The sequence below is a fragment of the Pseudomonas rosaeacicularis genome (genome assembly GCF_057128745.1).
The window spans coordinates 122653-134747 of the sequence record NZ_JBSKHT010000017.1 but is presented as its reverse complement, the minus strand read 5'-3'; the positions used below and the strand labels follow the sequence as shown (position 1 = coordinate 134747).

The following is a 12095-nucleotide window of genomic DNA, read 5'->3' as shown; positions in this document are numbered from 1 at the left end:
GTGTTTTTGATTCTGCCCGAAGGGCGTAGGAGCCTGACTTGTCGGCGATGGGCTGCGCAGCAGTCCTGAATCCAGGCGGCGTAGTTTTGCCTGACGGACCGCATGCGCTGGTTTTGCTGCCGGTGCCCGGCAGATCGTCGGCAAGCCGGACTCCTACGCCTTCGGCAGAAGCACCGGTTGCAGAACGCCTCCGCCTTCGGGCAGAAGCGGGTTTGGGCGAGCCGTGTCGCTAGGCGCGAGGCAAATCAAGCACCGCAGTCAGCCCACCGCCGAGCGTTTCTTCCAAGCGCAATTCCCCGCCCATGCGTCGGGCGGCATCGCGGGCGATGGTCATGCCCATGCCGACACCGCCGGAGTTGCGGTTGCGCGAGCCTTCCAGGCGATAGAACGGCTCGAACACCGCTTCACGCAGGTTTTCCGCGATGCCCGGCCCGTTGTCGACGACCCGCACGCGCAGGCTGACCAAGGAATCCTCGATCTCGATCCGGGCATGCCCGGCATAGCGCAGGGCGTTGTCGATCAGGTTGTTCAGGCACGAGCGCAACGCCATGGGCTGGGCCTTGAGCGGTCGGCATTGCCCGCTGCTCTGCACGTCATCGCCGTTGTCCTGGGCGTTCTCTGTCAGCGACTCGATCAGCGCCTGCACGTCGAAATATTGCAGTGCCTCGCTGGTGCGCTGTTCGTTGAGGTAGGTGAGGGTGGCATCGAGCATGCCGATCATATCGTTCAGGTCTTGGGTCATCTGCCCGTGCAGCTTGGGCTCGTCGATCTGCTCGACGCGCAATTTCAGTCGGGACAAGGGCGTGCGCAAATCGTGAGAAACCGCAGCCAGCATTCGCCCACGTTGCTGCACCTGTTCGCGAATGCGTTGCTGCATCAGGTTGAAGGTCATGGCCGCCTGCCGCGCTTCCCGAGGTCCGCTGACTTGCAGCGGTGGGCTGTCGAGGTTTTCACTCAGGCGTTCAGCGGCCTCACTGATGCGCTGCACCGGCCGAGCCAGCGCTTTGGCGCCGTACCAGGCGGCGATGATCAGAGTGATGAACTGAAAGATCAGCGGCACGATTGGCCCGCCCAATGGCGGCGGACGGTGTTCGCGCTGTCTGCCCTGCAGGGGCGGCGCCTGCGAATCGCCAGGTTGATACTGCTCGCAAGGAGGGGGCGGGGGGGGAGAGCCGTAATGACTGAACCAGGTAAATGCCAGCATGTGCGCCAGGATGATCGCCAGCAGCGCGCCGCCGAACAGGCGGGCGAAGAGCGTGTCGGCCGAACGTATCAACCGATGTCCCTGGCGTCGAACATGTAGCCTTCACCGCGAACGGTTTTGATCAGTTGCGGCGACTTGGGGTCATCCCCCAGCTTCTGCCGCAGTCGCGAGACCAGCAGATCGATACTGCGGTCGAACGCCTCGATGGACCGGCCCCGCGCGGCATCGAGCAATTGTTCGCGATTAAGCACACGGCGCGGGCGTTCGAGGAAAACCCGCAGCAGGCGAAACTCAGCGTTGGACAGCGGCACCACCAAACCATCGGACGCGGTCAGCTGACGCAACACGCTGTTCAGGCGCCAGTTGTCGAAGCGGATGTGGGTGCGCTCTTCGCTGCGATCATCGCGTACACGGCGCAGGATGGTTTGGATGCGCGCGACCAGCTCTCGCGGCTCGAACGGCTTGGCCATGTAATCGTCAGCGCCCAGTTCCAGGCCGATGATGCGGTCGGTGGGTTCGCAACGGGCGGTCAGCATAAGGATTGGAATGTCGGACGAGCTGCGCAACCAGCGACACAGCGACAGGCCGTCTTCGCCGGGCAGCATCAGATCCAGCACCACTACGTCGTAGGTTTCTTCCGAGAGCGCCTGGCGCATGGCCGTGCCGTCGGTCACGCCGGTGCTGTGAATGTTGAAGCGCGCGAGGTAATCGCACAGCAGCTCACGGATCGGCACGTCGTCGTCGACGATCAGGGCGCGGGTGGTCCAGCGCCGGTCGTCAGTGCCGGTGGCGGTGTTGCTGTCGGAAAGTGTTTGCATTAACTGCTGCCGCCATGTGGAGCCGCCATCGACTGGCCGCGAGTGAAGAACGACGCCGCCATGCTACTGCGCTGGCGCGTCGGGCGGAAGGGTGCAGGGGACGCGTGTCGAGCGATTGTCGGAAATGTATCAGGGAAGGTACAAGCGATAAGCTTCAAGCTTCAAGCGTGAAGTGGTGAGCGGCTCGGGTTTGGGCATCGATGCAGGACTTGTGGGAGCGGACCTGTCCGCGAATGCAGTGCATCCGGCGCAACAGGTGTGGCGAATCTACCGAGCTCTTCGCGGACAGGTCCGCTCCCACGGGTTTGTATGCGCCTGAAAATTTGGATAAGACCACAAAACCGCTTCAATGGGTTTAGCGGTCAATCAAGCCTGTAAATTTTGCCGTTACGCCGTCCGGGGCCCGTGTTCGCCCTCGGCTTTACACATTCTTTATGCGCAGCCCCAGCCCTCGCTCTCGTTCCTTTACACCCCTCCTGACGACAATGGCCTCAAGCGGCAATCGCCGTATGACGGAGAGTTTTCATGAGCGTTCTGGATGGGGTGTCTCTGCTGTTGGCGGCAGGGTTGTTCGTGTATTTGCTGGTGGCGCTGTTGCGCGCCGGCCGGGTCGAGGAGTGACGGCCATGCACGCTTACGACTATCTGCTGATCCTCGCGTTTTTCGCGCTGGTGCTGCTGCCGGCACCGATGCTGGGGCGTTTCTACTACAAGGTCATGGAAGGCGAACGTACCTTTCTGACCCCGGTCATGGGGCCGGTGGAGCGCATTTGTTATCGCCTGTCCGGGGTTGACCCGAAAGTCGAGCACAACTGGAAAACCTACACCCTGGCCCTGCTGGCTTTCAACCTTGCGGGCTTTGTTGCGTTGTTCGCGATCCTGCTGTTTCAGGGCTCGCTGCCACTGAACCCGCAAGCGCTGCCGGGGATGGAGTGGTCGCTGGCGTTCAACACCGCGATGAGTTTCGTCACCAATACCAACTGGCAGAGCTACAGCGGCGAAGCGTCCCTCAGCTACCTGAGCCAGATGGCTGGCCTGACCGTGCAGAACTTCGTCAGCGCTGCCACCGGCATCGCGGTGCTGGTCGCCTTCTGCCGTGGCATCAGCCGCCGTTCGACGCAACACCTGGGCAACTTCTGGACCGACATGACCCGCGCCACTCTTTATGGGCTGCTGCCGTTGTGCATCGTGCTGGCGTTGTTCCTGGTGTGGCAGGGCGTACCGCAAACCTTCGCCCATTACGTGGACGTCGTGACCCTGCAAGGCGCCGACCAGACCATTCCGCTGGGCCCAGCCGCAAGCCAGATTGCGATCAAGCAACTGGGGACTAACGGCGGCGGCTTCTTCGGCGTCAACTCGGCGCATCCGTTCGAGAACCCGACGGCCTGGAGCAACCTGTTCGAGCTGGTGTCGATCATCCTGATTCCAGTGGCGCTGGTGTTCACCTTCGGCCATTACGTCAAAGATCTGCGCCAGAGCCGGGCGATCATCGCCTGCATGCTGGCGTTGTTCCTGATCGGCGGCGCCACAGCCCTGTGGGCCGAATATCAGCCCAACCCGACGCTGAACATCGCTTCGGTCGAGCAAGCCGCCCCAATGGAAGGCAAGGAAACCCGCTTTGGCACCACCGCAACCGTGCTGTGGGCAAGCGCGACTACCGCTGCTTCCAACGGCTCGGTCAACGGCATGCACGACAGCCTCAACCCCCTGAGCGGCATGGTTGCGCTGGCCAACATGATGGTCGGCGAAGTGATCTTCGGCGGCGTTGGTGCAGGCCTTTACGGCATGTTGTTGAACGTGCTGATCGCGGTGTTCCTCGCCGGCCTGATGATCGGCCGCACGCCGGAATATCTGGGCAAGAAACTACAAGCCCGAGAAGTGAAACTGTTGGTCGCGACGCTGATCGTGATGCCCGTCGGCGTGCTGGTGTTCGGCGCCCTGGCTGCCTCGTTGCCCGGCCCGGCAGGTTCGGTGAGCAACCCCGGCCCCCACGGCTTCAGCCAGCTGCTTTATACCTACACCTCAGCCACCGCCAACAACGGCTCGGCGTTTGGCGGTTTCAGTGCCAATACGCTGTTCCACAACCTCTTGATGAGCCTGTCGATGTTCCTTGGCCGCTTCGGTTACATCCTGCCGGTACTGGCATTGGCGGGCAGTCTGGCGGCGAAGAAAACCGCGCCGCTCAATCAGAACAGCTTCCCGACCCATGGCCCGCTGTTCGTGACCCTGTTGACCGTGACCATTTTGCTGGTGGGCGGGCTGACGTTCTTGCCGACCCTCGCACTGGGGCCGATTGCCGAACATTTGAGCCTGGCCTTCTGAGGAGCGAATCATGAACATGCAGCTTCCTGCTACAAATAAAACACCCCAAGAGCCGTCCACCGTGGCCGCACCGGCCAAAACCGGGATGGCTGACCTTTGGCGCCCGGCGCTGCTTCAGGCTTTCGTCAAACTCGACCCGCGCCAGTTGCAACGTGCGCCGGTGATGCTGGTGGTGGAACTGACCGCCATCCTGACCACGATTCTGTGCCTGATTCCTGATCCGGCCGTGCCGACATTCGTTGCGGTGCAGATCGCCGTGTGGCTTTGGTTCACCGTGCTGTTCGCCAACTTCGCCGAAGCACTGGCCGAAGGTCGGGGCAAGGCCCGGGCCGACAGCTTGAAAGCTGGCACCGAAGGTTTGAAAGCGCGGCTCAAGGGCAGCAATGGCGCGTTTGAAATGGTCAACGCCAGCACGCTGCGCAAAGGTGACGTGGTGCGGGTCGAAGCCGGAGAGATGATTCCCGGCGACGGCGAGGTCATCGAAGGCATCGCGGCCGTCAACGAAGCGGCGATTACCGGGGAGTCCGCACCGGTGATTCGTGAGTCCGGCGGCGACCGTTCGGCAGTCACCGGCAACACTCGGCTGGTGTCCGACTGGTTGATGGTGCGCATCAGCGCCAACCCCGGCGAATCGACCCTGGACCGCATGATCGCATTGGTCGAAGGCGCCAAACGCCAGAAAACCCCCAACGAAGTGGCGCTGGATATCCTGCTGATCGGCCTGACGCTGATCTTCCTGCTGGTGGTCGTGACCTTGCAGCCGTTCGCCCATTTCGCCGGTGGCAACCTGCCGTTGGTGTTTTTAGTGGCGCTGCTGGTAACGCTGATCCCGACCACCATCGGCGGCCTGCTCTCGGCCATCGGTATTGCCGGGATGGATCGTCTGGTGCGCCTGAACGTGATTGCCAAATCCGGTCGCGCCGTGGAAGCGGCGGGGGACGTACACGTTCTGCTGCTGGACAAAACCGGCACCATCACCTTCGGTAATCGCCGTTGCGCGGCGGTCTATGCAGCGCCCGGTGTGACGCCCAAAGAGCTGAGCGAAGGCACCTTGCTGGCCTCTTTGGCCGACGACACGGCTGAAGGCAAATCCATCGTCGAGTATCTGCGTGCTCTGCATCCGATGATCGAGCCTGCGCCGAGCCAATTGACGCCAGTGCCATTCACCGCTGAAACCCGTTTGTCCGGTGTCGATTTCGGCGGCCGTGTGTATCGCAAGGGCGCAGTGGATTCGCTGCTGAAGTTTCTGGATCGCGACCGCAACGACCTGCCGCCAGTTCTGGCGCGTGAAATCGACAAGATCGCCAAGACCGGTGGCACGCCGCTGCTGGTGTGTGGCGACGGCAAGCTGTTAGGCGCGATTCACCTCAAGGACGTGGTCAAGCCCGGCATTCGCGAGCGTTTCGAGGAGCTGCGCAAACTGGGCATCCGCACCGTGATGGTCACCGGCGACAACCCGCTGACTGCCGCTGCCATTGCTGCCGAAGCAGGTGTTGACGACGTGCTGGCCGAAGCGACGCCGGAGAAAAAGCTGGAGCGCATTCGTCAGGAGCAGAACGATGGGCGCTTGGTGGCGATGTGTGGCGACGGTGCCAACGACGCTCCGGCGTTGGCCCAGGCTGACGTCGGCATGGCGATGAACGATGGCACGCAAGCGGCGCGCGAGGCGGCGAACATGGTCGATCTGGACAGCGATCCGACCAAGCTGCTGGACGTGGTGCAGATCGGCAAAGAATTGCTGGTGACACGCGGCGCGTTGACCACGTTCTCGATTGCCAACGACGTGGCCAAGTACTTCGCGATCCTGCCGGCGCTGTTCGCCTCGATCTACCCGCAACTGGGGGTGCTGAACGTCATGCACTTGGCCAGCCCGCAGAGCGCGATCCTCTCGGCCATCGTTTTTAACGCCTTGATCATCGTGGTGCTGATCCCGCTGGCACTGCGCGGCGTGCGAGTCCAAGCGGCGAGTGCGGCGGCATTGCTGCGTCGTAACTTGCTGATCTACGGGCTGGGCGGGATTGCCGTGCCGTTCGTGGGGATCAAGGCCATCGACATGATCCTGACGGCATTGCACCTGGTTTGATCGTGTTTGGCGCTGCGCAGCTCTGGTGATGAATGCGCAGCCCACTTTTCTGGATTGAGGATTTGATGATGTCGACTGTAATTCGTCCGGCCATAAGTTTGATCGTTCTGATGACCCTGATCACTGGCGTGGCTTATCCGCTGGTGGTGACCGGTGTTGCGCAGGTAGCGTTTCCCGAACAGGCCAATGGCAGCCTGATCTATGACGATCAGGAAAAAGTGCGCGGCTCGCAATTGATTGCGCAAAACTTCACGGGTGAGGAATGGTTTCATCCGCGCCCTTCGGCTGGCGCTTATGCCACAGTGGCCAGCGGCGCGAGTAACCTGGCGCCGAGCAATCCTGCACTGGCGCAACGGGTGGGAGATGATGCCGCGAAAACCGTGGTAGACGGGCAGGGGCCCGTACCGTTGAACCTGTTGACCACCTCCGGCAGCGGTCTTGACCCGCATGTGTCGCCTGCTGCGGCGACGTATCAGGTGAGCCGGGTCGCGGCCGCGCGGCATGTCTCGGCTCAGACCCTGCAGGGTCTCGTCGACGCCAACACCCAAACCCCGCTGGTCGGCCCGCCAGTGGTTAACGTTTTGAACTTGAATCAGGCGCTGGATCAGTTACCGTCTGCCAAATCCGTGAATTGATCGACGAGCTCGCGGGAGCGGACCTGTCCGCGAAGACGTCGGTACAGTCACCCATTTTCATCGCTCGTGACAGCGCTTCCCAGACAGGTCCGCTCCCACGGGGTTGGGGCTGCCAGGGCTATCTTGAACGGACCGGCCGTTTCAGGCTGGTGCTGGATCTGTAGGAGCCAACTTGTTGGCGAGGCGGTATAGGCCGTGTGTCAGGCATTACGTTTCGCGAACAAGTTCGCTCCTACAGGACCTGCTGTAGACCGGAACCATGAGTAAGGAACCACTATCGTGAACTCAACCACCCGCGCCGACGCGATTCTGGCGGACTTGCCGCGGGATGACCGTGGGCGCCTGAAGGTGTTCCTCGGCGCGGCACCTGGGGTGGGCAAGACCTACGCCATGCTTCAGGCGGCCCATACCCAGATGCGCCAGGGTGTCTCTGTTATCGCCGGCGTGGTGGAAACCCATGGCCGCAGCGAAACCGAAGCCTTGCTCGGCGGCATCCCTCAACAGCCTTTGTTGCGTTCGGAATATCGCGGTGTAACGCTCGAAGAAATGGACCTGGACGGCCTGCTCAAGGCCGCGCCGAAACTGGCACTGGTCGACGAGCTGGCCCACAGCAACGCCCCCGGCAGTCGCCACGCCAAACGCTGGCAAGACATTCAGGAACTGTTGTCGGCCGGGATCGACGTCTACACCACGGTCAACGTCCAGCACCTGGAAAGCCTCAATGATCAGGTGCGCGGCATCACCGGCGTGCAGGTGCGCGAAACCCTGCCCGACTGGGTACTGCAGGAAGCCTTTGAGCTGGTGCTGATCGACCTTCCGCCCCGGGAACTGCTCGAGCGTCTTCGCGACGGCAAGGTCTACGTGCCGGAACAGGCCCGCGCCGCCATTGACGCATTCTTCTCGCAAACCAACCTCACCGCCCTGCGTGAACTGGCGATGCAGACCGCCGCAGCCCAAGTCGACAACGACCTGGCCCAGGGTTATCGCCAGTTGGGGCAAGCCGCGCCTGCGGTGCGTGGTCGCTTGTTGGTCGGCATCGACGGCGACGCCCAAGCCGAACGTCTGGTGCGTCATGCCAGCCGCGTTGCTCAGCGCCGGCACTTGCCGTGGAGCCTGGTGCATGTGGATAACGGACGATTCTTCGACGAATTGGCGCGCACCCGCCTGCAAAATGCCCAGCAATTGGCCGAACGTCTGGGCGGCGAAGTGGTGGTGCTGCGTGCGCCCGAAGTGGCGAAAACCCTGATCCAGCATGCCGCCGAACGCCGGGCTAGCTTGGTGCTCGTCGGTCAGTCGCGGCCCAGTTGGCGTCGCAGGGTGCTGGGCGGCGGTCTGGCATCACGTCTGTTGCGCAATGCCCACGGCCTGGAAATCAACGTCCTCGACAGCGAAGCGCGTCCCGATCAACCGCGTTCGACTTCGCCCCGGGCCCTGATCTGGTTCGACTATGGCCTGGCCTTGCTCGCAACCGTCGCCGCCAGTGCCCTGGCCTGGGCGGTCTCCAGTGTGCTGGCGCTGCCGAATATCTCGTTGGTGTTTCTCGCGGCAGTGTTGCTGGTCGCCGTGCGCAGCAGCCTTGGCCCGGCATTGGTGTGCGCCGTCGCATCGTTTCTGGCGTACGACTTTCTGTTCATTCCGCCGAATTTCTCCCTGAGCATCCAGCGCGAAGAAGACGTGCTGACGTTGTCGTTCTTCCTGCTGATGGCCGCGCTGACCGGCAATCTCGCCGCCCGGCAACGGGGCCAGTTGCGGGCGCTGCGCGACACCCAGGAAGAAACCAGCGAGTTGCTCGACCTGTCGCGCAAACTGACCGCTGCGACTGATCGTCAAGCTGTGTTGAGCGCCGCCGAGCAGCATCTGAGCGGCTGGAAAGAGCTGCAACTGTGCGTGCTCAACCCCGACGGGCAACAAGGCTGGGCGGTGGAGATCGGCGGTCTCCTTGAGTTGTCCGAATCCGAACGCGCTGCCGCCGACTGGGCCTGGCAACACGGGCAGCCTGCGGGCAAAGGCACCGGCACCTTGCCGTCCGGACGCTGGTGGTGGCTGCCGCTGTGGGTGGATGATGCGCCGCTGGCGTTGCTGGGCGTTTGCGCACGAGAAGGGCAGACCTTCACCCCGCAGCGTCGCCGTCTGCTCACTGCCCTGAGCCAGCCACTGGGCCAGGCGCTGGCGCGAGTGCGGCTGGCCGACGATCTCGAAGCCGCGCGTCTGCATGGCGAAACCGAACAACTGCGCAGCGCCTTGCTGGCGTCGGTGTCCCACGACCTGCGCACCCCGTTGACCTCCATGCGCGGCAGCATCGACAGCCTGTTGGCGCTGGGCGAAGCCATCCCGCTGGAAGACCGGCGCGAATTGCTCGAAGGCACCCGCGATGAGGCCGAGCGGCTGGATCGCTACATTCAGAATTTGCTGGACATGACGCGTCTTGGCCACGGGGCGTTGAAACTGGCGCGCGATTGGGTCTCGCCGGGGGATATCGTGGGCAGCGCGTTGAACCGTTTGCGCGCGGTATTGGCGCCGCTTGCCGTCAGCACCGAGTTGCCCGCCGATTTGCCGCTGCTGTACGTGCATGCGGCATTGATCGAGCAGGCGCTGGTTAACGTGCTGGAAAATGCGGCGCGCTTTTCTCCGGTGCATGGGCGTCTGCAACTGGCCGTTCACTCCCAGGACAATGAATTGGTGTTCGCGGTCAGTGACGAAGGCCCCGGCATTCCGGAAGCCGAGCGGGCGAAGATTTTCGATATGTTCTACACCGCAGCCCGTGGCGACCGGGGTGGGCAGGGCACCGGTTTAGGGCTGGCAATCTGTCAGGGCATGGTCGGTGCCCACGGCGGGCGCATCAGCGTCGGCGAAGGCATCGACGGGCGCGGCACCTGCATCAGTCTGCATCTGCCGTTGCCGGCTCAACCTCCCGAGGAAGGGGAACAAGCGCTGTGAGTCATTGTTGCGTTACGCTCGTGTTTTCAACCGTACTGACAGGACAGCCATGAGCCAGACGGCGACCATTCTGGTGATCGATGACGAACCGCAGATTCGTAAATTTCTGCGCATCAGTCTCGTGTCACAGGGCTACAAAGTGCTTGAGGCCGGGACCGGCACCGAGGGTTTGAGCCAGGCGGCACTGAACAAGCCTGACTTGTTGGTGCTCGATCTGGGTTTGCCGGACATGGACGGGCAGGACGTGCTCAGCGAGTTTCGCGAGTGGTCGGCGGTACCCGTGCTGGTGTTGTCGGTGCGCGCCAGCGAGGGCGAGAAGGTCCGAGCGCTTGACTCCGGGGCCAATGATTACGTGACCAAACCGTTCGGGATTCAGGAGTTTCTGGCGCGGATTCGGGCGCTGTTGCGTCAGGCGCCGGACAGTGGGCAGCCGGAGTCGGCCTTGGTGATCGGGCCGCTGACGGTGGATCTGGCCTATCGGCGGGTGTCGCTGGACGGCGTTGAAGTGGGCCTGACGCGCAAGGAGTACGCGGTATTGGCGCAACTGGCGCGGCATCCCGGACGAGTCATCACCCAGCAGCAACTGCTCAAGGACATCTGGGGCCCGACCCACACCGAAGACACCCATTACCTGCGCATCGTGGTCGGGCATCTGCGCCAGAAACTGGCCGATGATCCTGCCGCGCCGCGGTTTATCGTGACCGAGGCGGGGGTAGGGTATCGGTTGGTGGAGGGCTGACGCGCTCGACGGCAAACGCAAACCTTGTGGGAGCGGACCTGTCCGCGAAGACGTCAGTACATCCGATGCATCTGTGTCTCACGTGCCATCGCCTTCGCGGACAGGTCCGCTCCCACATTCGAACTGCGGTGCCAGCTTCATTCGGGTCCGCCGCAAAACCTGTAGGAGCCAACATGTTGGCGAGGGGGTTTACGCGGTGTGTCAGGTCAGACGCCTCGCGAACAAGTTCGCTCCTACAGGGTATTTTCCCCCGACTTCTCAATCATTGCGCATCAATGATCATGCTCACGCTCATAACGGTCCAGGGTGTCGCTGGCGATCATTCGGCCCAGGGCGATCAATTCCGGCGCTTTGTAGAATTCGAAGAACCGGCACACGCGTTTGGGGACGTTGATCAGGATGTCCGGCGGGTAACCGGCGATCTTGTACTGGGCCAGGGAAGTCTGCATCACCTCGAAGCTCTGGTTGATCAAGTCCAGAAGGGATGCCGGCCCGACGTTGTCGACGATGATCGAACCACTGGCTGACTTCGGTGCGCCCGCCGCTTGAGGCGCAGCCGCCGGTTGCTGGCCTTGCGGGTCGGCCGACTCGGTGTCCAGCCAAGGATTGCCCAGGTTGGCGGCGGACGCTTTCAAACTGTCCTGCTCCAGACGCCGTACATCGCCACCGACCACCTCCAGCTTGCGGCGAAAGGGCAGGTGCGAGCCAATCGAATTGATCAGGCTGTCAAAGCGCTTTTTCACGGCGGGCGGGCGCTCTATCACTGGCAGCTGGTAATTGGACTGGTTGGTGGAGTTGAGGTTGACCGCGATGATCAGATCGCAATGGGCCGACACCACCGGCACGATCGGCAATGGATTCAACAGCCCGCCGTCCACCAGCATGCGATTGCCCTGGATCACCGGGGTGAACAGGCTTGGAATCGCGGCTGAAGCGCGCATGGCCGAATGCAGATTGCCCTCCTGGAACCAGATTTCCTGCTGGTTGGTCAGGTCGGTGGCGACTGCCGTGTAGGGGATGCGCAGGTCTTCGATATTGATATCGCCGACGATCTCGCGAATCTGCCCGAACACCTTCTCGCCCCTGATCGCCCCCAGACGAAAGCTCACGTCCACCAGCCGCAGCACATCCAGGTAATCCAGGCTTTCGATCCAGGCGCGGTATTGCGGCAATTTGCCCGCCGCGTAAATCCCGCCGACCACCGCACCCATGGAGCAGCCAGCGATGCAGGCGATGTCATAACCGCGCCTTTCCAACTCTTCGATCACGCCGATGTGTGCATAACCCCGTGCGCCCCCTGACCCCAAAACCAGCGCAATTCGTTTTTTCATCTGCCGTTTCCCGGTCGTCATGGATTT

Annotated in this window: 9 protein-coding genes; 6 read left to right on the top strand and 3 right to left on the bottom strand. The window is 62.5% G+C overall.

Translation table 11 applies throughout. The features are described from left to right. Positions 1-229 precede the first annotated feature (229 nt). Positions 230-1276 carry a sensor histidine kinase gene (locus tag ACWKWM_RS21935; RefSeq protein ID WP_483848155.1) on the bottom strand — a complete coding sequence of 349 codons (1047 nt, stop codon included), beginning with the start codon at positions 1274-1276 and terminating at the stop codon, positions 230-232. Further along, positions 1273-2022, bottom strand: a complete 750-nt coding sequence (locus tag ACWKWM_RS21930) for a response regulator (RefSeq protein WP_483848154.1) — start codon at positions 2020-2022, stop codon at positions 1273-1275. The genes ACWKWM_RS21935 and ACWKWM_RS21930 overlap by 4 nt, the downstream gene beginning before the upstream one ends. A 525-nt stretch (positions 2023-2547) precedes the next feature. Between ACWKWM_RS21930 and kdpF the strand changes: the two genes are divergently transcribed. The 6 genes from kdpF to ACWKWM_RS21900 all read left to right on the top strand — a co-directional run bounded on the left by kdpF (position 2548) and on the right by ACWKWM_RS21900 (position 10737). Then, the gene (gene kdpF, locus ACWKWM_RS21925; protein WP_037009437.1) at positions 2548-2643 is read left to right on the top strand and encodes a K(+)-transporting ATPase subunit F; all 96 of its coding nucleotides are present in this window, start codon (positions 2548-2550) and stop codon (positions 2641-2643) included. A 5-nt stretch (positions 2644-2648) separates the two neighbouring features. After that, complete coding sequence (kdpA, locus tag ACWKWM_RS21920) at positions 2649-4343, top strand: potassium-transporting ATPase subunit KdpA (RefSeq protein ID WP_483848153.1); 1695 nt, start codon at positions 2649-2651, stop codon at positions 4341-4343. A gap of 85 nt (positions 4344-4428) precedes the next feature. After that, positions 4429-6426 (top strand): potassium-transporting ATPase subunit KdpB, encoded by a 1998-nt coding sequence (kdpB, locus tag ACWKWM_RS21915; RefSeq protein ID WP_483848209.1) that lies wholly within the window; start codon positions 4429-4431, stop codon positions 6424-6426. Between the two features lie 68 nt (positions 6427-6494). Next, positions 6495-7061 (top strand): potassium-transporting ATPase subunit KdpC, encoded by a 567-nt coding sequence (gene kdpC, locus ACWKWM_RS21910; RefSeq protein ID WP_483848152.1) that lies wholly within the window; start codon positions 6495-6497, stop codon positions 7059-7061. A gap of 279 nt (positions 7062-7340) precedes the next feature. Continuing rightward, the gene (locus ACWKWM_RS21905; RefSeq protein WP_483848151.1) at positions 7341-9998 is read left to right on the top strand and encodes a DUF4118 domain-containing protein; all 2658 of its coding nucleotides are present in this window, start codon (positions 7341-7343) and stop codon (positions 9996-9998) included. A gap of 49 nt (positions 9999-10047) precedes the next feature. Beyond that, positions 10048-10737, top strand: coding sequence for a response regulator (locus ACWKWM_RS21900; protein WP_483848150.1), 690 nt, complete (start codon positions 10048-10050; stop codon positions 10735-10737). A 272-nt stretch (positions 10738-11009) separates the two neighbouring features. Here ACWKWM_RS21900 and ACWKWM_RS21895 read toward each other — a convergent pair whose 3' ends face one another. Continuing rightward, a complete protein-coding gene (locus ACWKWM_RS21895; RefSeq protein WP_483848149.1) occupies positions 11010-12068 on the bottom strand; it encodes a patatin-like phospholipase family protein in 1059 nt (352 codons plus the stop codon). Positions 12069-12095 lie beyond the last annotated feature (27 nt).